Below are 26,087 nucleotides of genomic sequence, written 5' to 3' on the forward strand. Positions count from 1 at the left end.
CCAGCCTTGGAGGGCGAGCGCGATGAAGCCTGCCAAGTTTGACTATGTCGCGCCGACGACAGTGGATGGCGCGGTCGAAGCGCTGCGTGCGGCCAATGGCGAAGGAAAGGTCCTCGCCGGCGGCCAAAGCCTGCTGCCGCTGCTGAATTTCCGGATGGCGCGGCCGGCAGTGCTTGTCGATCTCAACGGCATCAAGGAGCTGTCGTTCATCGAGCTGCGAGGTGATCGCGTCGCGATCGGCGCGTTGACGCGGCATCGCGAGATCGAGCAGTCGCCGCTGATTGCCTCAAAACTGCCGGTGATGGCAGCGGCCATGCGGCATGTGGCGCACCTTGCGATCCGCAATCGCGGCACCATCGGCGGCAGCCTGTCGCATGCCGATCCCGCGGCCGAGTTGCCGATGCTGTCCCTGTTCTATGGCGCCGAACTCAGCGTTCACGGCCCGTCGGGCCGGCGTGCCATCGCTGCGGAAGACTTCTTCGTCGACGCGCTGACCAATTGCCTGGAGCCGGAGGAGATCGTGGTGGAGATCGAATTTCCGATCCTGCAACACAACGGCTGCGCATTCGAGGAGGCGGCGCGCCGTTTCGGCGATTTCGCGCTTGCAAGCATCGCCGTCTCGGTGCGGCGGAGCGAGGCCAGAATTGACGACGCGCGCGTTGCGGTAATGGGCGTCGCTGATACGCCGCTCCGGCTCAGGGAAGTGGAACGAGAGCTTGGTGCGATCGAGGTCAATGACCAAACACCGGATCGATTTGCGGAACTCGTGACGGCCAGCGTTTCCGCCAATGGCGACCTTCACGCATCGGCCGAGTACCGCCAGCATTTGCTGGGACAGTTGGCAAGGCGCGCCATGCAGACGGCATTGAGTGAGGTGATCCGATGAGCACGAACGTATCGGTGACGGTGAACGGCACGACATACGACATCGCGGACGTCGAGCCGCGCCTGCTGCTGTCGGACTTCCTGCGCGACACACTCGGACTGACGGGGACGCATGTCGGTTGTGAGCACGGGGTTTGCGGTGCCTGCACTGTGCTGATGAATGGCGACAGTGTGCGCTCCTGCCTGACGCTTGCCGTGCAGGCCAATGGCGCCGAGATCACGACGGTGGAGGGGCTCGGAACGCCGGAAATGCTCAATGTGCTGCAGGCCCAGTTTCGTGAGCACCACGGGCTTCAATGCGGCTTCTGCACGCCCGGGATGCTGATGACGGGCGAGGATCTGCTCCGGAAATATCCGCTCGCGACCGACGACGAGATCAGGGAAGGGCTGTCGGGCAATCTCTGCCGCTGCACCGGATATCAGAACATCGTCGCGGCGATCAGGAGTGCGGCTGCGCAGCGCGCGGAGAAAACATCATGAAGCTGAATTTCCTCGCCGCCGGACGTCTTCGCATGAAGAAGAGCATCTATGTCGCCGGCGCCGACCGCAGCGAAATGATCGATCTTCCCGTGAGTAGCGCCTTGATTCGGCACAAGCAGGGCAATGTGCTGTTCGATACCGGCTGTCACCCGTCCGTGGTCGACAATGTGGAGGAGCGCTGGGGTCCGCTCGCCAAGGTCATGAAGCCGCTGATGAGCGCGAACGAGACCCTGCTGCCGAGTCTCGCCTGTGTCGGGCTGGAGCCGGACGACATTGATATCGTCGTCAATTCCCATTTCCATCCTGATCATTGCGGCTGTAATCAGTTCTTCCGCAAGGCGACGATCCTCGCTCACACCAAGGAGATCGAAGCCGCTAAGGCGCCAGGCGCCGAAACCGCGGGCTACCTCCGCGCGGATTGGGACTACGGACAGCCGATCGAGCCGCTGAATGGCGAGAAGGATGTCTTCGGGGATTCCAGCGTCGTGCTGGTGCCGCTACCGGGCCATACGCCTGGCTCGCTCGGCGCGCTGGTGAGCCTCGACCGTGATGGTCAGTTCCTGCTCGCTTCGGATGCGGTCAGCCTGCGCCGAAATCTCGATGCCGATACTCCGCCCCGCAACACCTGGAATGTCGACGAGCAATTGAAGACGTTCGCGGAAGTGCGGCGGATCGAGAAGGCCGGCGCGGCAGTGATTTGCGGCCATGACGACCAGCAATGGCAGGGCCTCCGCAAGGGGAACGATGGCTATGAGTAGCGACAGGCGTGCTCAGCCGTCGGATGCGTTGCGCCCCCGGAACGTCGGCGCGCCCATCAAGCGCACGGAGGACCCACGCCTCTTGACCGGGCGCGGCGAATATTCAGCCGACCGCAAGCCGGACCGGCCGCTTCATGTCGCCTTTCTACGGAGCGGACAGCCGCATGCGCGGATCTCCCGCATCGACGCCACCGTCGCGCAGGCAGCGCCTGGCGTGGTCGCCGTGTTCACGGCGGATGGCATCGCGGGGGACTTCAAGCCGGTGATTCCGGTCTCGCGCATGCCGAATTATTACGCGACGCCGATCCTTCCTCTTGCTTCCGGCAAGGTCCGCTATGTCGGCGAGGCCGTTGCAGCCGTCATCGCCACCTCGCGCTATCTCGCGGAGGATGCGATCGAGTTGATCAAGGTCGACTATGAGCCGCTCGGCGCGATTTCGCGCGCAGAACTTGCGGTTGCCGATGACGCGCCGCTGTTGCACGAGGAGGCGGGCAGCAACGTCCTGATCGCGCGCGAATTCAAGAAGGGCGACGTTGCCGCTGATTTGAAGGCCGCCGCGGTGAAGGTCGGCGGTCGGTTTGAAATGACCCGCAAGGCGCCTCTTGCGATGGAGCCGCGCAGCTATACGGCCGAATACGAGAAGCGACGCGACGCCATCACGCTTTACACGTCGTCGAACATTCCCGGGATCGTCCGTGACGCAATTTCCGAGTCGCTCGGCCTTCCCGGTCATCGCCTGCGCGTGGTGGCGCCCGATGTTGGCGGAAGTTTCGGTTCGAAGGGCTCGCTCTATCCGGAGGAACTCCTGATCTGCATCGCGGCGCGCAAGCTCGGCCGCTCGCTCAAATGGACGGCGGATCGCCTGGAAGATGTCAGCAGCTCCAGCCAGGCCTTTGCCGAGATCGTCGATGCCGAAATGGGATTCGACGCAAACGGCGTTGCGACCTCGCTGCAGGCCGATGTCATCGGCGATGTCGGAGCCTATTCGATCTATCCGTGGACGTGCGGGCTCGAGCCGGTCCAGGTCGTCAGCTTCCTTCCCGGCCCCTACAAGATCGCCTCCTATCGGGGTGTCGTGCGCGGCGTCGCCACCTGCAAGCCGCCGACCGGTCCCTATCGCGGAGTAGGCCGGCCGATCTCCGCCTTCGTCACCGAACGTTTGATGGATCTTGGCGCGAGGGTGCTTGGCCTCGATCCGCTCGAGATCAGGCGCCGCAATCTGGTGCAGCCCGACGAATTCCCGTATCGGATTGCGTCCGGCATCATCTGGGACAAGACGGGTTTCGTCGAATGCCTGGACGCGGCTGCCGAGGCTGCCGGTTACGAACAGCTCCGCGCCCAACAAACAGATGCGCGCAAGCAGGGACGCCTGTTCGGCATCGGCATCGCCAGCTATGCCGAGTTGACCGGAATTGGTTCGCGGATCGCGGTGGCGCCGGGAATGCCGATCAATACCGGCTCGGAGACGGCGAAGATCACCATTGACTCGACCGGCGCCATCACCGCGGCTTTCGGGGTCGCCTCTCACGGGCAGGGGCTCGAAACCACGCTGGCCCAGATCGTCGCCGACGATCTCGGCGCAAGGTTCGAGGATGTCCGCGTGATCCAGGGCGACAGCGATGAGGTGCCGATGTCGACCGGCACTTATGCGAGCCGGAGCGCCGTGCTAGGCGGCGGCGCGGCCAAGCATGCGTCGTTTCTGCTGCGGGACAAGATCAGGCGCGTCGCCTCGTATCTCCTGGAAGCCAATCAGGACGATATCGACGTCAGCGACGGCAAGGCCGTCGTCATCGGCACTGATCGCGCGGTGACGTTCAAGCAAGTCGCGAAGGCCGTCTATTCCGACATGAAGACCTTGCCGGTCGAAGCGCGCGAGGAATTGAGCGCGGCCTACACCTACGATCCCATCAATGGAACGACCGCGGCAGCCACCCACATCGCCGCGGTGGAGATCGACCCGGCGACGTGCTTCGTACGAATTCTGAAATACGTGGTCGCAGAGGATTGCGGGAAGATCATCAATCCGATGATCGTTGACGGCCAGGTGCATGGCGGCGTGGCGCAGGGCATCGGCGCGGCGCTGTTCGAGGAATTGATCTACGACGATGACGCTCAGCTCCTGAGCGCGAGCCTGGTCGACTACGTGATCCCCTCCGCGCCCGAAGTGCCGGTCATGGACGTCGTCCATATCGAAAGCGAGTCAGCGGTGGCCGGCGGATTCCGCGGCATGGGCGAGGGCGGCACGATCGGCGCACCGGCTGCCGTCGCGAACGCGATCGCCGACGCGCTGTCGCCGCTCGATATCGATGTTTCCATTCTTCCGATGACTCCAGAACGCATCTTTCGGCTCCTGGAGCAGGCCAGGTTCAAATCAAGAGGACAAGCTGATGAGTGATCTCAAGGGACGTGTCGCCCTCGTGACGGGAGGCGGACGGGACGTCGGCGCCGCCATCTCGAAGATGCTGGCGGAAAAGGGCGCGAGCGTCGCGGTCAACTATCACAGCTCGAAGGCCGAGGCTGAGGCTGTTGTCGCCGAGATTGCAAAGGGCGGCGGCAAGGCCAAGGCCTATCAAGCGGATATTTCGGACGCCGACGTCGTCAGGAAAATGGTCGAAAGCATCAGGAGCGATTTCGGCGGACTCGACATCCTCGTCAACAACGCCGGATTGGTGTTCCGCAAGCGCTTCAGCGAAAGCACGCCCGAGGACTGGAAGAAGCAGATCGACACCTGCCTCTACGGCGCGCTGAACTGTTCCCACAGCGCCGGACCGCTGCTGGAGGCATCAGGTCGCGGCCGCATCATCTCCATCATGGGAGACTCCTCGCGGGTCGGCGAGTCCGGTCTTGCGCTCGCGGCCGCCGCGCGCGCCGGCACGATCGCGCTGATGAAATCGCTCGCCCGCGAATGGGGACGTTCGGGCGTCACCGCCAATTCGATCTCGCTCGGCCTTATCGAGACCGCACACGACAAGACATGGGTGGACGCCAACCGCGACAAGCTGGTCAAGGCCTACGCCATCCGCCGGCTGGGATTGCCGTCCGACGTTGCGCCGCTGGTGACGCTGCTCGCATCCGATGCCGGAAGCTGGATCACCGGACAGGTGATCAGCGTCAACGGTGGATACAGCATGGTCTAGGAGAACGACGATGCTGCAGGTTGATTTGATCGCGCCGATCGCAACTCTCCTCGATCGTCACGCCAAACAGCGGCCCGGGAACGTGGCGTATTCGGATTCGTCGCGGGAGGTGACGTATGCGAACCTCGCCGAACACACCGCTGCGATCGCGGCCAATCTGGCGAAGGCCGGGCTGAAGGAAGGCGGCAAGGTTGCGATCTATCTGCCGAACGGCGTCGACTGGATCGAAGCCTGCTTCGCGGCCTTGCGCGCCGGCGCGGTCGTGGTGCCCATCAGCTTCGATGCGGCGGAAGGCGAGATCAGCTATCGCCTGACCGATGCCGGCTGCAGTCTTGTCATCACCGCGGCCGCAAGGAAGGAGCTAATTGGCAAGATCTGCCGTGATGCCGGAATCTCGCCGACAATCATGTTTGCCGGCACCGACGCGGCGAAAGCGGGGATGGCGCTGGCTGACCTCGCAACCGGCAGCGCCGCCAGGCCACTCGATCCCGACGATATCGACCGTTCTTCCTTCATCATCTACACCTCCGGCACGACGGGCCGGGCGAAGGGCGTGTTGCTATCGCTGCGCAGTATGCTGTGGATCGCCGCTTCATGCTGGGCGCCGATCTGCGAGCTGACCGAGAAAGACGTCGTGCTGTCGCCGCTACCGCTGTTCCACTCCTATGGTCTCAATCTCTCGGTGCTCACCGTGCTCGCGGTCGGCGCGAGCGAGCACATCATGGAGAGGTTCTCGCCGCAGCAGGCGCTCGATCTCCTGCAGACCGGGAAATATTCCGTTCTGCCCGGCGTGCCGACGATGTTCCACTATCTCCTGCATCGTGCGCAGGAGACCGGCGTCGAACGCCTCGGGTCCATCCGCCTCTGCATCTCCGCCGGCGCCATCATGCCGGCGACGCTGAACAAGGCGTTCGAGGAGCACTTCAACACGCGGCTGCTCGATGGCTACGGCATCACCGAAACCTCCACTATGGTCACCATGAACTGGCTGCACGGCGCGAGGCCGATGGGCTCATGCGGGCTGCCTGTGCTCGGCCTCGCCGTGCGTATCGTCGATCCATCTTCGCTCGAGGATGTCGCTATCGGGGAGGAGGGCGAGCTGATCGTGCGCGGACCGAACCTGATGCGCGGTTATCACAATAAGCCCGCGGAGACGGCGTCCGCGTTGCGCAAGGGCTGGTACCATACGGGCGATCTCGCGAAATCGGACGCCAGCGGTTACCTCACGATCACGGGCCGCATCAAGGAGCTGATCATCCGCGGCGGCCAGAACATCGCGCCAGCGGAGATCGAGGAAGTCGTGGTGCGGCACCCGCAGGTGACCGATTGCGCGGTCGTCGGCATCAAGCACGCGACGCTCGGCGAAGTGCCGTGTCTGTTCGTCGTGGCCAAGACCAATGAGCTGGATGTTGCTTCGCTGATGGCCCACTGCAAGGCCCATCTCTCATCCTACAAGATCCCCGAAGCCACCCATCTCGTGTCGGAGATCCCGCGCACAAGCTCGGGGAAGATCATGCGCTTCAAGCTGGTCGAGGCGTTGGGCCGGGCGTAATCCGCCAATCAGGAGTCGACGGAGCGCGGTCCCAGGGCGCCAAAGGCCTTGGGATCGTAGGTCAGCTTGTAGCGCATGTCGGCGGCGACGATCGGCTGCTTGCAGCGGTCGCAATTCACCGATGCATGAAAAACGTGGCCGCAGGTGAGGTGGGTGAGCAGCAGCGGCGGCTTGCCTTTCGATAGCCAACGGTCGCCCCATTGCAGCATGGTGATGAAGGGGCCGTAGAGGTCACGCCCCATGTCGGTGAGGAGATATTCATAGCGATCGGGCGAGCTTTGATATTGCCTGCGGTAGAACACGCCGCTTGCGACAAGCCGGTTCAGCCGGTCGGTCAGAATATTCGGTGCGATCTCGAGCTCGGTCAGGATCTTGTCGTAGCGGCGATTGCCGAAGAAGCCCTCGCGCACGACCATAAAACTCCATTTGTCGCCGATGATCTCCAGCGCGCGCGACACCGAGCTCGGACGGCCGAGCGAGAAGCGGCTGCCGTCGGAGGCGCGCCTGGTGTTGCGGCCGGCCTTGGCCGGATGGCGCCCGGCGCCCGGCCCATCGCGATACTTCGCATCTCGTGCGGTGACGCGTTCGCCGCAATGCGAGCACGCAACGATCGGATGACTGTCGCAACCGCAGCTCATGTGGACCAGCGTCAGCGGCGCGGGCCTGCCGCCGGCAAGCCAGCGGTCGCCGAACTGCATCAGGGCGATGAAGCTCGGATAGAGATCAAAGCCCATCTTGGTCAGACGATATTCCTTGCGCAGCGACGATCCTGGCGCGACCTGCCGAAAGATCGCAAGCTGCGTCAGCTTGCGCAGGCGATCGGTCAGTGTCGCGCGGGGAATCCCGAGTGCCGTGCGAAAGGCCTCGAACGTCTGCGCGCCGAAGAACGCCTCGCGGATGATCAGGAATGCCCAGGCGTCGGAGACGATGTCGAGCGTGCGCGCGACCGAACAATTCCGCTCGCGCCGGGCGGTGCCGACCTGAGCTTTACCGGCCTGGGCTTTGCTCGCCTTCGCAGCCGGCCGGGCCGATGGCTTCGTCGTCTGGAGCTTCGCGGTGGCAGGCATTCCCTGGACAATCCGTCTGCGCAGCCGCCATTCGCGGGCCGCCTTCTAAAGTCGGGGCCCGTTTAACACATCGGCGCGATTGACTCCCTCGAAAAATCAGTCTAGTTACGCATGTAACAAAAGTCTAGTTATGCATGTAATAAGCGGATCGCACCGCGTCCATTTTCCCTAGGAGGAACCTCATGAAGGCCGGAGTGCAGAAATTCCTGGTCGCAGCCGCGGCGATAGTCGTTTTCGCAAACCCTGCCGGCGCCCAGAGCCTCGCGATGTCCGACGATGCCGTGAAGATCGGCGTGCTCACGGATATGTCGGGCCAGTTCTCCCACGAATCCGGCGAGGGAGCTGTGACGGCAGTGAAGATGGCCGTCGAGGACTTTGGCGGCAAGGTGCTGGGGAGACCGATCGAGGTGCTGGTCGCCGATCATCAGAACAAGCCGGACACGGCTTCCGGACTGGCGCGCAAATGGTTCGATGTCGATCACGTCGACATGGTCGCCAACCTGATCAATTCCTCGATCGCGCTCACCGTCTCCCAGCTAGCGAAAGAGAAGAACAGGATCGCCATCATCAACGGCTCGGGATCGTCGCGCCTCACCAATGATGCCTGCACGCCCAACAGCGTTCACTATGCCTACGACACCTACGCGCTCGCGCGCGGCACGGGCAGCGCGCTGCTGAAGGCCGGTCAGAAGAGCTGGTACTTCCTCACCGCGGACTACGCCTTTGGACATGCGCTGGAGGCCGATACCTCCGCGGTCGTGAAGGGCCTGGGTGGAGAGATCGTCGGGTTGACACGGTACCCGATCGAGACATTCGATCAATCCTCATTCCTGCTGCAAGCACAGGCGTCGAAGGCTCAGGTCATCGGCCTTGCGGGCTCGGGCACCGTCCTGGTGAATGCGATCAAATCCGCGCAGGAGTTCGGGATCACTAAGGGAGGGCAGACGCTTGCAGGATTGCTCGTCTGGATCACCGATATCAAGAGCCTCGGACTGAGCTCAGCGCAGGGGCTCGTGCTGACGAACGCCTTCTATTGGGATCGCGATGACGAGACGCGCGCATGGTCCAGGCGCTTCTTCGAGCGCATGAAGCGGATGCCGCACATGGGCGACGCCGGCGACTACTCCTCGACCATGCACTATCTCAAGGCGATCGAGGCGGCCGGCACCGACGAGGCCCAGGCCGTGATGAGCAAAATGCGGGAAATTCCGGTCAACGACTTCTTCGCCAAGAACGGCCGCATCCGCGAGGACGGGCGCATGGTGCACGACATGTATGTGTACGAGGTGAAGAAGCCGTCGGAGTCCAAGGGCGATTGGGATTACTACAAGCTGCGCGAGGTGATCCCCGGCGACCAGGCGTTCCGCCCGCTCAAGGACAGCGTCTGCCCGCTGGTCAAGAAGGGGTAAGTCTGGATGGATCAGGACGTCGCCGCCAATGGTCTCGCCACTCTAACCCGGGAGCCGATCCGTACCGGCGCCGACTATATCGCGAGCTTGAGGGGCCGGAAGCTCAGGGTTTATCTGATGGGCGAGGCGGTCACGGAGCCGGTCGACCATCCGATCATCCGGCCCTCGATCAACGCGGTGGCCGAAACCTACGACCTCGCCAACGACAATCCGGAACTTGCAGCGGCGCTCTCGCCATTGACCGGCGAGCGCATCAACCGCTTCCTGCATATCGCGACCAGCCCCGGTGATCTCGTGATGCAGAACAAGATGCAGCGCCGGCTCGGACAGTTGACGGGCACCTGCTTCCAGCGCTGCGTCGGCATGGACGCGCTGAACGCGCTGCATTCGGTGACCTATGATCTGGATCAGAAGCACGGCACCGGTTACCACGGCCGGTTCAAAGAGTTCCTGGCCCGGATCCAGAGGTCGAACCTCGTGATCGGCGGCGCGATGACCGACGTGAAGGGTGATCGTGGCAAGTCGCCTTCGGAGCAGGCCGATCCCGATCTCTTCGTCCACGTCACACGGCGCACACCGCAGGGCGTCTATATCAGCGGCGCCAAGGCGCATCAGACCGGCTGCATAAACTCGCACTGGCTTATCATCATGCCGACGATGAGGCTGGAGGTGGACGACAAGGACTATGCGATCGTCGGCGCCGTGCCGGTGGATGCGAAAGGCATCACCTATATCTACGGCCGGCAATCCTGCGACACCCGTAGCGCCGAGGACGGCGACATCGACGCTGGCAATGCGCGGTTTGCCGGCCAGGAAGCAATGATCGTGTTCGAGGATGTGTTCATTCCCTTCGAGCACATCTTCATGGACAGCGAGGCGGAGTTCGCGGCCTCGCTGGTCGAGCGCTTCACCTGCTATCACCGCCGCAGCTATGTCTGCAAAACCGGCGTCGGCGATGTCCTGATCGGCGCGGCGGCGACGATTGCCGACTATAACGGTGTCGAACGCGCGTCCCATATCCGCGACAAGCTCGTCGAGATGACCCATCTCAACGAGACGATCTACGGCACAGGCGTCGCGGCGAGCCATCAGGGTACGGAGATGAAATCCGGCGCCTATCTGCCGGACGAGATGCTCGCGAACGTCTGCAAGCACCACGTCACGCGGCTGCCTTACGAGATCGGCCGGCTGGCGCAGGACCTCGCTGGCGGACTGATGGTGACCTTGCCGTCGGAGCGAGAGCTCAGGCATGAAACGGTCGGTCCGATGATCGAAAAGTACCTGAAGGGGCGGTCCGAGATCGCAACTGAAGACAGGATCCGCATTCTGCGCTTGGTGGAGAACATGACGCTCGGCAGGAATGCCGTGGGCTATCTGACCGAATCCATGCATGGGGCGGGTTCGCCGCAAGCCCAGCGCATCCAGATCGCTCGCGCGATGCAGATCGAGTTCAAGAAGGAACTGGCCAGGACACTGGCCGGCATCGCCTCCGCATCCCGCGCCGAGATCACCGACGATCTGGTGACCTACATGGCGAGGGTGTTCGCACCCGTTCCCGCCCGAGCGCGCACGCACTGAGAGAACTCCAATGGCAATGACCATGAGCGGAGAGATCCAGCTTGCCGCCCCGAGGGTCGTGGTGTGGGCCAAGCTGAACGATCCTGAGGTTCTGAAAGCCTGTATTCCCGGCTGCGAGGAATTGGAGAAGACCGATGATCAGGGCTTTCGTGCGATTGCCAGGATGAAGGTCGGCCCCGTGTCCGCGCGATTCAGAGGGAAGGTCGCCTTGAGCGATCTCGACCCGCCGAAAGGCTACAAGATTTCGGGAGAAGGTGAGGGTGGTGTGGCCGGCTTTGCGAAGGGCAGTGCCAAAGTCGATCTGCTCGAACGCGACGGCGGTACCCTGTTGAGCTATCACGTCGATGCACAGATCGGCGGGAAGCTAGCGCAGCTGGGCCAGCGACTTGTCAACGGCACAGCCAAAAAACTCGCGGATGAATTCTTCGCAAATTTTGCACGAGCGCTCTAACTGGGGTTCAGCAATGGATCGCGCACGAACGGCGGCTTTTGGTTGGCTATCAAGTCGCCATGTCGCAAGTTAGGCCGCCCTCCGGTACGCGAACTGGGATCCAGCGATAGTGGTTAGCGCGATGTAACTATTGTCGGAGGCGAAACTCTCAGTTTCCGGCGTGGCTCAAATGGTAGGTTTTGGCCCAGCAGAGTCGAAAATACTCTATCTTTCAATGGGGATTGACTGACACTCTCTCCGCCACCGCCAAAATCCCCCATTGCAACAGACAGTTCCGCTGTCTTCGGAGCGGGCTTATTTCGTCCTGCACAAAGGTCTGTACAGCGCCCTGTACAATTCCTGATTCGGAGCGAGATGCCAGCTAAATGGGTGGCAACGCTTAGGCGGCCCGCTGACCCTTTGCAGCTCACCCGTATACCCGAGTTTTTCTGACCGCTTACTCGCAAACGGGATGAAATCTGGCTCTGCCTTGACTTGAGGAATCGGACTCTCTTCGGGAGTTCGCGGCCACGTTCCGCGAATTCGGTCTTCTCCGACTTGCTAAGTGGCAAGGAAATCTGGTTGAGGAAAGAGCTCTTCGGGCGCAAGCTTTCTGGAGGTCAGGCCATCTTCGAACATGTAGCGGCTGATGACGTCGAGAGTTGAGCGATTCTTTGCGAGGCCAACTGGCCAGTAGTCGCTGCCGAGTTGCTGCTCGGTGAACATCAGGTTCTCGAGCTGCCACGGCAGCATCGTACTCAGCGCCGCCGAATCGAACAGCCGCTCTCTGGCGATCGTTTGAGCCTTGGCGAAACCATCGAACACGGCTACGGCCAGGCCGGGGTTGGACTCGGCGATGGTTCGCTTGATGGCAATGAGGTGCATGGGTGGAAAAATGCCGGTCTTGGAGAAATACGCGAGCTCTGCCTCCATGGGATTTTCGAACAGGCGGGTCACCATAGGAGCGCGCCAGGTGCTCGGTGCTCGCGCCGTGTATAGCGCATCGATCTCGCCCTCCGCCAGCAAGACGGCGAGGCTCTTGTCATTCCTTTGCTCGTGCTTGAAGCGGTCGGGATAGAATTGCGGATGCTCGTCGCCGCTGCGGGCATTTTCCAGGCCGCCCGACACGTAGATCGGCGAGGTGCGCGGCAGTCCGAAATAATCCTGAAAGATACCACGCAGCCAGACTGCGGCTGCCATGTCGAATACGGGCACGCCGATACGCTTGCCGGCGAGGTCGGCTGGTGTCCTGATCCCCTTTGACGCGTTGACGAAGACGTTCGAGAAGCGGAAGTGTCGCGAGGGAAACACCGGTACCGCCACATAAGGCCGCTCCGGGCGTTCGAGCGACCTCAGGTAGGAAGTGATCGGAAATTCGCAGCAATCGAAGGTATGTTCCGTCAGCTGCTTGTTGAAAAGCGCTTGCACGCCCATCAACGTCACATTGGCATCGACGCCGGCGATCGATACTTCGCCGTTCGCGATCGGTCGGGTGCGATCGGAGTCGCTGAGCCCTATTTTAAGAGACAAGGCTATCATATTTTCTGCTTTCTTCGGCCTTGAGGTCGCTGGAGCTCAGCCGCTTGACGAGAACGTCCAACAGCTCCGGCAATGCGAGCGGCGTCGCATTGGCGCCGCCGCGTGCGTAGATGCCGGTTGCCTTCGAGATGTCGATCCCCAGCCGCCGCGACAGGCGCTGAATGGCCAGCTTGCAGTCGTCCGGCATGGGCAGGCAGGCGATCTTCTGCCCTACGGCAAGATGGTCGTTGGCACCGATCAGTTCCATGCGCTTGCTGCCAACCTTGCGCGAGGTCGTGACGTGATGAACGGCGCGCTCGCCGCGCGACAGCACGAAGCTGCGATGGGTCAGGCCCGGCGCAACCCATGAAATGATGTCGCTATAGTGATGGCCGATCCGCGCGACGACGTCGGCAAGGATGCGTGCCATCTCGTTGTGCATCATGACATAGTGCCGGCGCTCTTCGTCGCCCCATTTCCAGCGGGTCGCCGTGACTTGCACGGCGGTCGAGTCCGCCCTCCAAGGCGACACGGCGTTGCCCCTGTTCTCGAACAGGCCGGGATCGTCATAGGCTGCCGCCGGCGAAGGTTTGCCGCGATATTCGACGATATGCTCGTAGGGCACCACGGCCATCGGCTCCGAGATCACCATTCGGTGCAGCACCGTGCCGCTGCTATTGGCGAGCGGCGAGAGGTTCAAGACGTCCGGCGAAAATGGGGCTTCGAGGCGAGCCTGCAATTCCTGCGGAAGATATGTGCGCTTCGTCGGACGGAAGCCTTCATCCAGCAGCCGCTGGTTGATCGCCATATGTTCGGTCGAGAACGGATACGGCTTGGTCTTGGTGCAGGGCATGAACAGCAGCACGTGACGGCGCGCGGACGGCAGCTCAGGCTCATATTCGTTCTGGATGAATTGCAGCCATTCGGCGATGCGCGAATGCTTCAGCGAGTCGACATTGTCCTGCGGACTGTAAAGACAAAGCGTTTGGTCGAGCTCGAAGGGGCTCTGTATCTTCAGCGTTGACTCCAGGATGCGCTTGGATCGGTCCTCGACGCTCACCATGGCAATGTATTCCTTGTAGCCTTGCAGGGGCGGATATCACTCATGCTACGTTTCCCCGAGTTTCGCGCTCAAGCAGAGCAGCGGGGTCAAGCTCTTGTTCGTCGTAGTCGAGCAGCGACTGAAGATGGGCGTCGGCGTCCTCGACGAACAGGCCGCGGCTGATGCCCGTGGCGATACGATCGAGGCCGAATTTCAGGGCGGAAATGCCAGCGGAGCAGGCAAGGCTCGGCATCGCCGCAAACGTGTAGCTGAAGATGTTGGCGAGATACGGCGCCGATCCCGCGACCTTCTCGGTGAACTGAAAACTGGGTGACAGGTAAGGGTAGGCGCCGAGCTGCGGATGTTCTTCGCCGGCCGGCGGCTGATATCGATCGGACCAGCGGGCGATCTTGTCGTGGAAGCGGGCCAATTCCGGCCGCGTGGCGAGATCGACGGTAAATCCGGTGCCAGCGATCAGGAAATCGAAGGTCTTCGTTCGCCCCGGGCTGGTCAGCGAAATCTTTCCGGCATCGAAACCGACACGCTCAAGCTGATAGCCGAGCTGCACGAAGAAATTGCTGTGACGAACGCACCGGTCGAACGTGTCCTGCGGGGGCGGCTGGTTCATGTCGAAAATGATCTTCATGAAACGCCATTTGCGGGCGTCATCGATATCGCCGAAATGGCGCAGGAAGCCCGCGAACTCCATCCAGCGATTGGGATTGACGGTCGGAAGCTTGTTTCGCCGAGCGAACAGATGGACCGAGGCCGCGCCATTCTCGAGCGCCATGGCGGCGTTGTCGAACGCCGAGGCGCCGGCGCCGATCACGGCGACTTTCTTTCCGGCCAGTGCGGCAAAATCGATCGGCTCCGCCGTATGGGCGTAGCGCTCTCGCGGCAATGCCTTCGCGATCACGTCGGGCACGGACCACCGGCCGGACCCTTCGATCCCGGTGGCGAGTACGACGTTGCGGGCCAGCAGCTTCTCCGTCGCACCATTGCGGCGCGCGTGGACCGCGAGCAGGCCGCCCGCGAGCGGTTCGATATCGGTTACCTCGGCCCCGTTGCTCACTTCCACGCCGATGGTGTTGCGCACCCAGGTCAGATAGGCCTGCCAGAGTTCGCGCGGGATCTTGTTCAATTCCTCCCAGGAGGTCGCGCCGTAGAGCGCTTCCCACCAGGCACGGACCGAGAGGCTGGGAAGACCGAGATCCGGGCCGGTCACGGTCTTTGGCGTTCGCAGCGTGTGCATGCGGGCGAATGTTAGCCACGGACCTTCGAGACCGGCAGGATTCCTATCGAGCACGCGAACGTTGGTCACCCGCTCGCGCAGGAGGCGAAAGGCGATCGAAGTTCCGCTTTGGCCACCGCCGACAATGACGGCGTCGTGCACGGGCTCGCCCTCCTGGTTATGCGGAATCGTCCATTGCCGGGCCGGGTAGCCGAGGCAATCCAGCTCAAAGCGAACACGCCGTTCGAGCTCGATCAGGGCGTCTCTTGCTTTATTCGTCGCAAGCATCAGGCTATCTCGCCTCCAGTGGAATACGCCGTTCGATCGAAAGCGGCTCCTGCGCCATCGACTGGGCGAAAGCCACGACATGGGGTTCGAGCCGGCCGGCAAGGGTGCGGGCGTCGCACGTTGCGGCCGAGAGCTTCGCGAGGCTTTCAGCGACCCGGCTGCGCAGTTCCCGCGTGTCGATCGAAACGATCTTCCGATCGACGACCTTGAATTGGCCGCCGACCATGACGTCCGTCACCGCGGCGGAGTCCGCGCTTGTCACCAGCTGGTTGAGGAGATTGGTGGCGGGAATGAAATCGATGTGGTTCAGATCAAGCAGGGCGAGGTCGGCGCACGCTCCTTGTTCCATCGGCCCACAGGCCCCGAGACCGAGGATCTGCGCGCCACCTCGGGTCGCGAGCCTGACGACTTCGCTGGCTTGCAGCCATTCGTCACGTGGGCCGGCGAAAACCTGGGCTGAGAAGGAGGCAAGCCGCATCGCCTGCAGCATGCTCAGGGAGTCGGAGGAGTTTGCGCCATCGGTCGCCAGCCCGACATTGATGCCGCGCGCCAGCATCGGCCTGACATGGGCGATGCCAGATCCGAGTCGGAAATTGCTTGCGGGAATGTGCGCAACCGAGCAGCCGTGCTCCGCGAGCAGGTCGAGGTCGTCATCGTCGAGCCAGACGCCGTGCGCCGCCGTGAATTTGGGCCGGAGCATGCCGAGGTCGGCAAGATAGCGGACTTGGGAGCGGCCATAGATCTTGCGGGCGGCGACCGCCTGTAGCCGCGACTCTGCGATATGCATATGGATCGGCAGCCCGTGGCGGTCGGCGATCTCCATGCAGCGTTGCAGGAAAGGCTCCGAGCAGTGATGCGGGATCGTCGGCGCGATGGCGATCGAGATGCCCTTGGGGAGTTGCGCTCGCGTGGTCACGATTTCTTCGATGGCCGCAAGCGTCCTTTCGCCGCTTGCGAGGGAAAAGTTGCCCACCGACGCGCGCAAATCCGGCGGCAGCGCGTCCGCTAGTCCCGGGATCGACTGGAACAGGGTCTGGTCGGCGATCATCGGCGCGAGCGCGGCGCGCATCCCGGCATCGGCGTAGGCTCGCGCCGCCGCCATGAAGCCTTCCACCGTCGGCCGCGGAAACTCGTAGAGCAGATCGAAACAGGCAGTACAGCCCTTCGTCAGCATGTCGATGGCGCCGACCAGCGTCGACAGATAGATCGTCTCCGGATCGCGCGGGCCGGCGAGCCATGGTCCGTTCGTCAGCGACGCCTCGAGTGTCCACCTTTCGGCGATGCCCTTCATCAGATTGGCGTGGCCATGGGTGTGGGAGTTGACGAGACCGGGAACGATCAGCCGATCGCTGACATTGCGCCGCGTTGCTGAATGCGAAGGTGCCCCGCCGGTTGTTCCGATCCAGGCAAGCCTGCCGTCTTCGATCAGCAGATCCTTTCGATCGACCGTTCCGGATGCCGGATCGACGACGAGGCCTCCCGCTAGCAAGAGACGTTCCTGCGCCGTCATTGATCTTGTCCTGGGGGATGGATCGCAATCCAGTGCCGGGCGATGTCACTACGGCCGGCGAACCAGACGGCTTCGTGCTTCGCCGCAAAATCGAGAAACCGGGTGATGGCCTCGAACCGGGCCGGCTGGCCGGAAATCCTGCTGTGCAGGCTGATCGTCATCATGCGCGGGTGACGGCGGCCTTCCTCATGGAGGACGCGCATGGCCGACGAAAGATGGTCGAAGAAATCGTTCGCCGTGCCGAGTTTTGCGGTCGCAAGCCGATTGTCGTTGTTGGTGAAGCTGTGCGGAATGACAAGATGGGGACGTTCGCCGACCCTTACCCAATAAGGCCAGTCGTCAGCATAGCTGTCGGAATCGTAGAGAAAGCCGCCATGCTCGACCAGAAGCGCGCGGGTATGCCGGCTCGGCGAATAGCGGCTCTGCCAGCCGAGCGGACGGCGTCCGACCGCCCGCTCGAAGCCGGCCACGGCGCGGCCAATGGCGCTTCGTTCTTCGGCTTCGCTCATCAGAAAATGCCGGACGAAACGGTCGCCATGGCAGCACAGGTCGAAACCGTGTGTCTTGATCGCCTCCGCAGCGTGGGGGTTGCGCAACAAGGCTTGCGCGCAGGCGTTGACGGTGAGCGGGACGCTACGTTCGGCCATGGTGTCGACGATCCGCCAGAAGCCGACCCTCGCGCCATATTCGAACAGCGATTCGGCGACGAAATCCCGCATTCCCGTCGGGACCTCCTGCGCGATGCCGTCGGTCAGCGCCAGTTCCGTTGCGCCGTCGCCATCGGGAATCGATGGTTCGGCGCCTTCTTCGATGTTGAGGACGATCACGATTGCCAGCCGTGCGTCGTTGGGCCAGCGCGGCCTTGGCGGCCTTCTGCCGTAGCCGATGAAATCCCGTTCGTCGTGGCCTTTCATTGTGCGCCCGAAGCTGCCGGCAAGGCATCGCCGATCCTGACGGCAAGATCGAGCAAAAGCTGATCGCGCCGTGGCCCCGCGATGAACGACAGTCCGATCGGACAGCCATCTATGGTGATCGCCGGGATGTTGATTTGTGGCAGCCGGCACAGGCTCGCGACACAGGTGAGGGCCAGCGTCTTTTCACGGAATTCGATCTGCGCCGAAACCGGGGCCTCGCGAAGTGGCGGAAGATCGTGCGCGGTCGGAATCATCAGCACGCCATCGTTTCCCAACAGCGATACCAGCCGGTCCGTCAGTTGTTCGCGACGCACCGCCGCGGCCGAGAATTTTGCGGGATCGACATGCGATGAAAGCTCGATCCGCTCGGCCACCGCGGGACTCAACGTTCGGCCCGGCATTGTGGCCCACGCGCCGAGCGTGGACCAGAGATCGTGGAGTTGCAGCGGCCTGAATGTGTCGAGCCAGAACTCGACTCCTTCCTCGAACAAGGCAACTTCAGTCGCGCCGCCAAGCGACTTTGCCACAGGCAGGAGCGCCCCGCCGATCTCGCGCACGGGGACGTCGAACGCGTCGCGCGCGAGCAGCAGGCGGGCCGGCTTGAACGGGCCGCTCGCTCCGAAATAGACCTCGCCGACGCGCTTCATCGTTGCCGCATCGCGCGCGAGCCAGCCGACGGAGTCAAAACTCGGCGCCATCGCCATAATGCCGGCGACCGACAAACGGCCGTAAGTCGTGCGCAGGCCATAGAGACCGCAGAAGCTTGCGGGCACGCGAATCGAACCGCCCGTATCGGTGCCAAGCGCGAAGTCGCAAAAGCCGGCCGCGACGGCAGAGGCCGAACCACTGGACGATCCGCCGGGTACGCGCGCCGGTGCCTTTGGATTGATCGGTACCCCGAAATGCGGGTTCATTCCGAACATGCCGCAGGCGATTTCGTCGGTATGCGTCTTTCCAACGAGGTGCGCGCCAGCCATCAACGAGGCCAGCACGGCCGGCGCGGTCGCGACGGCCGGATCGGCGCCCCGCAACCGGTCCGGATTTCCCCACGCCGTCTTGTATCCGGCCACATCCATCAGGTCCTTGGCCGCAAAAGAAAGGTCCGAGAGCGGCCCATGCTCGACCAGCCTGAGCGAAGAGGGGCCATGCCCCACGAATGCCAGACGCCTGATCTCTTCCGCACTGACCATCGATCGCAACTGCCCGGCTACTCTGCGGCATCCGAAAGTTTCAGATCGCCTTTCGGCAGATCATAGGAACTCATGAATCGGTCGACGGAGCCCTTGACACTATCCCAGTCGAAAAACCGGAAGCTGTTTCCGCGCGTCACGAACGGTGCGCCGGAATAGAACATTTCATATTGCAGATGGCGTGAGCCGAATTCGGAACCGACCGCATCCCAGGCAAGCTTCATCAGCTTGACGCGCTGCTCCGACGTCGTGATCGGCGAACGCTGCGTCTTGTGAATGATGGCATTGGTTTCAGGGGTTGCGAAATCGGCATAGGAAGAGGGCACCATGATCATGCCGCCGCCCGAGAGCGAACGGATCGCTTCCACGATCTCCGGATAGGTGTTCTGCGCGATGACCTGGGCCGTGCAGAGCAGGGATCGGTCCGGCACGTAGAACTCGCCGAAAATCTCGCCCTTCATCTCCATCGCGATCACGAGCGCTTCGATGTTGCTCACCTTCGCAGCCATCAGACCCAAAGCCTCGCGCACCTGCGGAAAGTTGATGATGTTGTTGGTCTCGGCGATCTTGCGCGCCACTCCCAGCAGGAATCTCAACTTCACCATCAAGCGGACCATGCATTGATAGTTCTGGAAGACATGCGCGCGGGTGTCGTGCCACTGGGCCTGGGCCATTTTCAGGTCCTTGAACACGAAGACGCGGTCCCAGGGTATCTTGACGTCGTCGAAATGGACGACGGCATCGTTCTCGTCGAACCTGGAAGAGAGCGGATAGTCGAACGTCGAAGTGGCATTCTGCTCGTAGCTGCGGCGGGACATCAACGTCAGTCCCTTGACGCCCAATGGCACGACGGCCGTGAAAGCGTAGGCTTCGTCGCCTGCCTGCAACGCTTGAAAGCCCGAGATCAGAAGCTCGTTCGCCATCACGCCGCTGGTCGCCAGCATCTTGGCGCCACGGATGGTGATGCCGCCGCTGTCCTCGTCGACAACAGAAGCCACCAGATGTGGATCCGGCTGCTCGCCCGCTGATTTGCCTTTGTCCGATTGCGGATTGATGATGACGTAGGACAGGAAGAGATCGTTGTCCCGGGCGTACTGGAAATAGGATTCCAGTGCGGCCGCGCGGGCGGGGTGATGGTCGCGGAAGGCTGCAAGTCCCATCCGGAAGCCCGCGAGCGTGGACGCCACATGGTCGGGCGATCGGCCGATCATGCCGCATGACAGTGTCGACCATGTCTCGATGGCCTGTCGCCGCCTCACGAGGTCGCCATAGGTCTTCGGAAGCTGCCACGCCAGATTGACCCGCTCGCCGCTGGTCGGTGACCGGAACGTCATCAGATCAAGGTTTTCCGGCGCGGCCTGGAAATCGTACAGGCCGGCGACGGTCTCGATGACGTTGCGAAAGCTGGGATCGGTCGTGATATCCGCGACCTTTCGCCCGTCGATGTAGATCGAGCGATCGTCGCGCAAACTTGAAAGATAGGCGTTTCCGTCTTTGGCCATGCAAGGACTCCGCAAAATTGTGCTGGAATCCGACGCCAGGCATTTACCCATTGCAGCCGGAAGCGTCATTGACACTAGTGTTCGCGAAGATCGGTGGTCAAGCTGAACCGTTGGGCAGTGCGATCGCCGACTATTCCAGAGTTTTTCGCCCGCTATCGAATGGTGTGGTCAGGAATTGAGCATGGAGACGCGAAAATTGTGTGCAGTTGCATGCGGCCACCTCCTTCATGCGTCGCTACTCGGCAGCTAGATGCTGGCGAGAAACGCCGCCGCAGCCCTGCCATGTTCGTATCTGAGCTGAGCGACATCGATCCCGACCGGTGCGCCATCCGTGACGCGCCATTTGCCCTTGATCATGACGCGGTCCGCTCGATGCGCGCCGCAGAGAACCAGAGCCGCGATCGGGTCTCCGGCTCCTGAAAATCGCAATTCTTCCAGCGTGAAGCAGGCAAGGTCGGCCTGACGGCCAACTTCGATCTTGCCGATATCACTGCGTCCAAGGCATCGGGCGGAGCCTTCCGTCGCCCACCTGAACGCATCGAGGTGGGTGACTGCGGATGCGTCGTACGCGAGCCGTCCAAGCAGGAATGCGTGGCGCACCGACTCCATCAGGTTCGAACTGTCGTTCGAGGCAGAGCCGTCCACACCGAGGCCGATGGTCGCGCCCGCAGCTTCCAGATCCCTGGTCCGGCAGATGCCCGACGATAGCACCATGTTCGAGGTCGGGCAGTGACAGATGCCCATGGCGTGCGCGCCCAGCCGCGAGATTTCGGCGTCATTGAAGTGGATGCCGTGTGCGAGCCAGACGCGTTCGTTCATCCAGCCGACCTGTTCGAGATAGTCGAGCGGACGGCAGCCATAATGGTGGAGGCAGTAGTCGTCCTCATCATGCGTTTCGCCGAGATGAGTATGGAGCAGGCAGTGATGCTTCCAAGCAAGTGTTGCCGTGTCGATCATCATCTGGCGCGTGACATTGAACGGCGCGCACGGCGCCAACGCAACGCGCAGCAGCGAACCTTCGCGAGGATCGTGATACTTCGCCAGTACCCGTTCGCAATCGGCGATCGCCGTATCGTGATCCTGCATCAATCGTTCGTCGGCGATGCCTCCGTTCGCAAAGCCGAGATTGATGGCGCCGCGCGTTAGCGTCATCCGCATTCCAAGCCGAGAGGCTTCCTCCGCTTCGATATCGACGGCGTCAGCCATGTCTTGCGGAAAAACGAACAGATGGTCGGAGGCCGTGGTGCAGCCGGACATCAACAGTTCGGTCAGCGCCACACGGACCGCGAGCCGGAAGCGGTCGCGGTCGAGATGGGAACCCCAGATCGGGTAGAGCTGCTTGAGCCAGGGGAACAGCGGCTTGTTGATTGCCTGAGGGTGGGCGCGCGTCAGTGTCTGGAAGAAGTGGTGGTGCGCATTGACGAGGCCGGGAATGATCACGTGCCGGCGTGCATCGAATATCTCATCGCATGGCGTTGTCGGGCCGTCCGATCCGACCAGTTCGATGATCTTTCCGTCCTCAATGACAAGCCCGCGCTTGCCGCCATCCGCCAGCATGGCAATCGGATCGCGAATCCAGGTCTTCATCGGATGAGCGCCGCTAAACCGGCTTCTTGTGCGCGAGTGAGCGGTTTGATTCCGCTGCAAGAAACAGCTCGGCGGGCACCATCACGCGTTTTGACATAGGGCATTCTCGACCTCCGCAAATCCGATCGGTCGGAGAGCAAGACGGATGCCAGACACTATCAAGCTCATTCCGCGGTAAGGCACCGCCGCGACATCGCTCAGCGAAATGCGGTGCCAGCCGTCAACCACGCGGCGGCGGTGGGTGAGCGAGGCGCCTGTCGGTTGTCGATTCCGCCGTGCCCCGGACCTCCCCTTGCAGCGACTTGGCGCGCAGCTTGCTTGTGTTCACCATGAGCGCGGCGAGATCCGTGCTTTTACGGGATCGAGGCTCATCGGAGACATGGACCAGTCTGGATTTGCCAATCTGAAGCCGCGTCTGGTGCTGACTGGTATCACCAAGCGCTATCCCAGTGTCGTCGCCAACGACGATGTCTCGCTGAGCATCCGTCCTGGCGAGATCCACGCCGTGCTGGGCGAGAACGGTGCCGGCAAAAGCACGCTCATGAAGATGATCTACGGCGTCACCAAGCCGGACGCCGGCACCATCATGTGGAACGATCAGTATGAAACCATCGCCGCGCCGGCACAGGCGCGGCGAATGGGCATCGGCATGGTATTCCAGCATTTCTCGCTGTTCGAGACGCTGACGGTCTGGGAGAACATCGCACTCGCGCTGGATGAGCCTGTTCCGACCGCGAAGCTGGCGCCGCGGATAACAGAAGTATCGGAGAAGTACGGACTGCCCGTCGACCCCTATCGGCTGGTTCACAGCATGTCGGTGGGCGAAAGACAGCGGGTTGAGATCGTTCGCTGCCTGCTTCAGGAGCCGAAGCTCCTGATTATGGACGAGCCGACGTCAGTGCTGACACCGCAGGCCGTCCTTACCCTGTTCAAGACGCTACGCCGGCTGGCGGCGGAAGGATGCAGCATCCTCTACATCAGCCACAAGCTCGATGAAATCCGCGCGCTCTGTGATACCGCAACTGTGCTGCGCGGCGGACGGGTCAGCGGCACGGCTATTCCGCGCAATGAGACCAATGAAGGCCTGGCGCGGATGATGATTGGCGGCGAACTGGCGGAATGCCGCCTCACGCCGCGCGAAGCCAAAGAAGAAAGACTGAAGGTCGAGCGTCTATCGCTGGCTTCGCCTGATCCTTTCGGGACGTCGCTCAAGGAGATCGACCTGACGGTGCGCAGCGGTGAGATCCTCGGTATCGCCGGCGTCTCCGGCAACGGCCAGAAGGAATTGATGACGGCGCTCTCGGGCGAGCGCTTGAGCCCGGCTTCCATGATCAAGCTGTTGGGGCAGCCGGCCGGCAATCTCAATCCGGCGCAGCGGCGCGCGCTTGGCCTGACCTTCGTTCCGGAGGAGCGGCTTGGACGCGGCGCGGTGCCGCCGATGAGCCTGGCCCAGAACGCGCTCCTGACCGGAGCGCGAAAGGGCATGGTGCAGAGGGGCATCATCCATCCGTCGGTCATGAAGGCCTTTTCAAAGAACGTGATCGAGCGATTCAAGGTCAAATGCGGCGGCGACCAATCGGTCGCCTCTAGCCTGTCCGGCGGCAATCTTCAGAAATTCATCGTCGGCAGGGAGACGATGCTGCAGCCCAAGATGATGATCGTGGCGCAACCGACCTGGGGCGTGGATGTCGGCGCGGCGCAATTGATCAGGCAGGCCCTGATCGATCTGCGCGATCAGGGCGTCGCGATTCTGGTGATTTCAGAGGAACTGGATGAGCTCTTCGCCATCAGCGATCGCCTCGCGGTGATCGCCGATGGACGTCTTTCGCCGCCGGTCAAGCCCGCGGAGACATCGATCGAGCAGATCGGGACATGGATGAGCGGCAAGTTCGGCGATCGGGCGGAGAGCCAAGCAGCTTCCGCAAACGCGCATCTGGAGACGGCCGATGCTCAAGCTTGAGCGGCGCGCGACGCCGTCGTCCATCATGAGCGTCGCTTCGCCGCTGCTGGCGGCGGTCGGTATGCTCGTAACCGGATTCGTGCTGTTCAAGGTCTTAGGCAAGGATCCGGTGGAGGCGTTCTATCTGTTCTTCGTCAAGCCGGTGTCGACCACCTACGGCATCGGGGAATTGCTCCTGAAAGCGACGCCCTTGCTGCTCTGCGGATTGGGTCTCGCCTTGGGCTTCAGAGCCAATGTTTGGAACATCGGCGCCGAAGGACAGCTCACCATGGGAGCGATCGCCGGCGGCGGCGTCGCACTCTGGTTCGGCGACAGCGAATCTGCGTTTGCGATGCCATTGATGCTACTGGCCGGAGTGCTCGGCGGGATGGCCTGGGCCGCGATTCCCGCCTTTCTTCGAACCCGGTTCAACACCAACGAAATTCTCGTCACGTTGATGCTGGTCTACATTTCCCAGTTGGTGCTGTCGTGGCTCGTGCACGGGCCATGGCGCGATCCGCAGGGGCTGAACTATCCGCAGTCGCAAGGCTTCGGCGATGCCGAGACGATGTCGATCCTCATCAGCGGAACACGGGTGACCTGGGGCATTGTCTATGCGCTCGGGCTGGCACTGGTGGCCTGGATATTCTCGCAGAAGACCTTTGCCGGCTTCCGGATGCAGGTCGCGGGGCTGGCTCCTGCCGCGGCGGCCTATGCCGGCTTCTCGGAAAAGCGCAACATCTGGATTGCGCTGATGATCTGTGGCGCCACCGCCGGGCTCGCCGGCGTGTGCGAAGTCGCCGGTCCCATCGGCCGGCTGCAACAGCAGATATCACCCGGCTACGGCTTCGCCGCCATCATCGTGGCCTGGATCGGCCGGCTGCATCCGATCGGCGTCGTGTTCGGCGCGCTGCTCATGTCGCTGCTTTATCTCGGCGGCGAGGCGGCGCAGATGGGCATGGGCTTGCCGTCCGCGATCACCGGGCTCTTCCAAGGCTTGTTGCTGTTCTACCTCCTGGCCGCCGATTTGTTCATCACGTTCCGGCTGAAACGCGTTGCGCCGGTCGAGGCCAATACCTTGAAACCACCGGTACAGGCGGAGACCGCCGCATGAATCCAATTGTCCCGATGATCGCCAGCACCGTGGTCGCGGCCACGCCGCTGATCTACGCGGCTCTTGGCGAAACCGTCGTCGAACGGTCCGGCGTCCTCAATCTCGGCATCGAGGGCATGATGCTGATCGGTGCGGTGACCGGCTTCGCCACGACATATGCGACCGGCAGCGCTGCGCTTGGTTTCCTCGCTGCGGCCTGCGCCGCTGTCGCGTTGTCCCTGCTTTTCGGCTTTCTCACGCTCAACCTGCAGACCAATCAGGTCGCCACCGGCCTCGCGCTCACCTTGTTCGGCATCGGCCTGTCGGCCTTCGTTGGCTACAACTACGCCGGCCTGCCGGTGAACCGGCTGACGCCGATCACCATTCCCGGGCTGACCGCCATTCCCGTGGTGGGCGATCTCCTGTTTCACTACGACATCATGGTCTATCTCTCCATTGCACTGTTCGTCGGTGTGCAGTGGTTTCTGACGAAGTCGCGCACCGGCCTGACGCTGCGGGCGATCGGCGAGTCGCCGAGCGTCGCGCATTCGATCGGCAAGTCCGTCCTGAAGACCCGCTACCTGGCTGTGATGTTCGGCGGGGCGATGGCTGGCATCGCGGGTGCGTATCTGTCGCTGGTCCAGACCCCGATGTGGGTCGAGGGCATGTCTGCCGGCAAGGGCTGGATCGCGCTTGCGCTCGTGGTTTTCGGCACGTGGAAGCCGACACGCATCGTTGTCGGTGCGTATCTCTTTGGTGGTGTCACGCAATTCCAACTGTTCGCGCAGGGCTTCGGTCTGCCGATCCCGACCGAGTTCCTGTCGATGCTGCCTTACGCGGCGACGATCATCGTGCTGGTGATCATCTGCCGCGATCCCAAGACCATCTTGTTGAACCAACCGGCTTCCCTTGGCCGGAGTTTCCATTCGGCCGCGTGATCAGGGGCCTCGCGGTGCGGCTTCAGCAATTCAAGCTCC

At 62.4% G+C, this 26,087-nt stretch carries 21 protein-coding genes; 12 read left to right on the forward strand and 9 right to left on the reverse strand.

Translation table 11 applies throughout. From position 1 onward, the window contains the following. The first annotated feature begins 22 nt into the window (after positions 1–22). From OZ411_RS06765 to OZ411_RS06790, 6 genes are read left to right on the forward strand one after another with little or no spacing between them, the layout of a single operon-like run. Positions 23–886, forward strand: a complete 864-nt coding sequence (locus OZ411_RS06765) for an FAD binding domain-containing protein (protein WP_130582621.1) — start codon at positions 23–25, stop codon at positions 884–886. Then, positions 883–1,365: a (2Fe-2S)-binding protein gene (locus tag OZ411_RS06770; protein WP_130582622.1), complete on the forward strand. Its 483-nt coding sequence runs from the start codon at positions 883–885 to the stop codon at positions 1,363–1,365. Before OZ411_RS06765 ends, OZ411_RS06770 begins: the two co-directional genes overlap by 4 nt. Continuing rightward, positions 1,362–2,123, forward strand: coding sequence for an N-acyl homoserine lactonase family protein (locus tag OZ411_RS06775; RefSeq protein WP_130582623.1), 762 nt, complete (start codon positions 1,362–1,364; stop codon positions 2,121–2,123). The genes OZ411_RS06770 and OZ411_RS06775 overlap by 4 nt, the downstream gene beginning before the upstream one ends. Further along, positions 2,116–4,518 carry a xanthine dehydrogenase family protein molybdopterin-binding subunit gene (locus OZ411_RS06780; RefSeq protein ID WP_282527301.1) on the forward strand — a complete coding sequence of 801 codons (2,403 nt, stop codon included), beginning with the start codon at positions 2,116–2,118 and terminating at the stop codon, positions 4,516–4,518. The genes OZ411_RS06775 and OZ411_RS06780 overlap by 8 nt, the downstream gene beginning before the upstream one ends. Continuing rightward, positions 4,511–5,260: an SDR family oxidoreductase gene (locus tag OZ411_RS06785; protein WP_282527302.1), complete on the forward strand. Its 750-nt coding sequence runs from the start codon at positions 4,511–4,513 to the stop codon at positions 5,258–5,260. Before OZ411_RS06780 ends, OZ411_RS06785 begins: the two co-directional genes overlap by 8 nt. A gap of 10 nt (positions 5,261–5,270) precedes the next feature. Further along, positions 5,271–6,812 (forward strand): AMP-binding protein, encoded by a 1,542-nt coding sequence (locus OZ411_RS06790; RefSeq protein ID WP_282527303.1) that lies wholly within the window; start codon positions 5,271–5,273, stop codon positions 6,810–6,812. 8 nt (positions 6,813–6,820) lie between these two features. On the opposite strand, the gene OZ411_RS06795 is transcribed toward OZ411_RS06790, so the two are convergent. Beyond that, entirely contained in the window at positions 6,821–7,879 is a 1,059-nt protein-coding gene (locus OZ411_RS06795; protein WP_130577854.1) for a helix-turn-helix domain-containing protein, read from the reverse strand. 266 nt (positions 7,880–8,145) lie between these two features. On the opposite strand from OZ411_RS06795, the gene OZ411_RS06800 reads away from it, so the two are divergent. The 3 genes from OZ411_RS06800 to OZ411_RS06810 are packed head-to-tail and all read left to right on the forward strand — an operon-like array spanning position 8,146 to position 11,317. Continuing rightward, entirely contained in the window at positions 8,146–9,288 is a 1,143-nt protein-coding gene (locus OZ411_RS06800; protein ID WP_282527394.1) for an ABC transporter substrate-binding protein, read from the forward strand. Between the two features lie 6 nt (positions 9,289–9,294). Further along, positions 9,295–10,866 carry a 4-hydroxyphenylacetate 3-hydroxylase N-terminal domain-containing protein gene (locus tag OZ411_RS06805; protein WP_282527304.1) on the forward strand — a complete coding sequence of 524 codons (1,572 nt, stop codon included), beginning with the start codon at positions 9,295–9,297 and terminating at the stop codon, positions 10,864–10,866. A 10-nt stretch (positions 10,867–10,876) separates the two neighbouring features. Next, the gene (locus OZ411_RS06810) at positions 10,877–11,317 is read left to right on the forward strand and encodes a carbon monoxide dehydrogenase subunit G (protein WP_282527305.1); all 441 of its coding nucleotides are present in this window, start codon (positions 10,877–10,879) and stop codon (positions 11,315–11,317) included. A gap of 540 nt (positions 11,318–11,857) precedes the next feature. Here the strand turns inward: OZ411_RS06810 and OZ411_RS06815 are convergent. The 8 genes from OZ411_RS06815 to OZ411_RS06850 form a co-directional block, all read right to left on the reverse strand. Next, positions 11,858–12,730 (reverse strand): ABC transporter substrate-binding protein, encoded by an 873-nt coding sequence (locus OZ411_RS06815; protein WP_282527306.1) that lies wholly within the window; start codon positions 12,728–12,730, stop codon positions 11,858–11,860. An 85-nt stretch (positions 12,731–12,815) separates the two neighbouring features. Continuing rightward, on the reverse strand, positions 12,816–13,877 hold the full coding sequence (locus OZ411_RS06820; RefSeq protein ID WP_282527307.1) for a hypothetical protein: 1,062 nt from the start codon (positions 13,875–13,877) through the stop codon (positions 12,816–12,818). A gap of 40 nt (positions 13,878–13,917) precedes the next feature. Further along, positions 13,918–15,375, reverse strand: a complete 1,458-nt coding sequence (locus tag OZ411_RS06825; RefSeq protein WP_282527308.1) for an NAD(P)/FAD-dependent oxidoreductase — start codon at positions 15,373–15,375, stop codon at positions 13,918–13,920. 4 nt (positions 15,376–15,379) lie between these two features. After that, positions 15,380–16,885, reverse strand: coding sequence for an amidohydrolase family protein (locus OZ411_RS06830; protein WP_282527309.1), 1,506 nt, complete (start codon positions 16,883–16,885; stop codon positions 15,380–15,382). Continuing rightward, positions 16,882–17,799 carry a polysaccharide deacetylase family protein gene (locus OZ411_RS06835; RefSeq protein WP_282527310.1) on the reverse strand — a complete coding sequence of 306 codons (918 nt, stop codon included), beginning with the start codon at positions 17,797–17,799 and terminating at the stop codon, positions 16,882–16,884. Before OZ411_RS06835 ends, OZ411_RS06830 begins: the two co-directional genes overlap by 4 nt. After that, complete coding sequence (locus tag OZ411_RS06840) at positions 17,796–18,989, reverse strand: amidase (RefSeq protein WP_282527311.1); 1,194 nt, start codon at positions 18,987–18,989, stop codon at positions 17,796–17,798. Before OZ411_RS06840 ends, OZ411_RS06835 begins: the two co-directional genes overlap by 4 nt. Positions 18,990–19,006: 17 nt before the next feature. Then, positions 19,007–20,491, reverse strand: coding sequence for a 4-hydroxyphenylacetate 3-hydroxylase N-terminal domain-containing protein (locus OZ411_RS06845; RefSeq protein ID WP_282527312.1), 1,485 nt, complete (start codon positions 20,489–20,491; stop codon positions 19,007–19,009). 246 nt (positions 20,492–20,737) lie between these two features. Then, the gene (locus tag OZ411_RS06850; RefSeq protein WP_282527313.1) at positions 20,738–22,078 is read right to left on the reverse strand and encodes an 8-oxoguanine deaminase; all 1,341 of its coding nucleotides are present in this window, start codon (positions 22,076–22,078) and stop codon (positions 20,738–20,740) included. A gap of 379 nt (positions 22,079–22,457) precedes the next feature. On the opposite strand from OZ411_RS06850, the gene OZ411_RS06855 reads away from it, so the two are divergent. Genes OZ411_RS06855 through OZ411_RS06865 form a run of 3 tightly spaced genes read left to right on the forward strand, consistent with a single transcriptional unit; the run spans position 22,458 to position 26,048 of the window. Then, positions 22,458–24,038 carry an ABC transporter ATP-binding protein gene (locus tag OZ411_RS06855; RefSeq protein ID WP_282527314.1) on the forward strand — a complete coding sequence of 527 codons (1,581 nt, stop codon included), beginning with the start codon at positions 22,458–22,460 and terminating at the stop codon, positions 24,036–24,038. Then, positions 24,025–25,131 carry an ABC transporter permease gene (locus OZ411_RS06860; RefSeq protein ID WP_282527315.1) on the forward strand — a complete coding sequence of 369 codons (1,107 nt, stop codon included), beginning with the start codon at positions 24,025–24,027 and terminating at the stop codon, positions 25,129–25,131. The genes OZ411_RS06855 and OZ411_RS06860 overlap by 14 nt, the downstream gene beginning before the upstream one ends. After that, positions 25,128–26,048, forward strand: a complete 921-nt coding sequence (locus OZ411_RS06865) for an ABC transporter permease (RefSeq protein ID WP_028161877.1) — start codon at positions 25,128–25,130, stop codon at positions 26,046–26,048. Before OZ411_RS06860 ends, OZ411_RS06865 begins: the two co-directional genes overlap by 4 nt. Positions 26,049–26,087 lie beyond the last annotated feature (39 nt).

It is taken from the genome of Bradyrhizobium sp. Arg237L (assembly GCF_029990105.1).
In the GTDB taxonomy this organism is placed as follows: Bacteria; Pseudomonadota; Alphaproteobacteria; order Rhizobiales; family Xanthobacteraceae; genus Bradyrhizobium.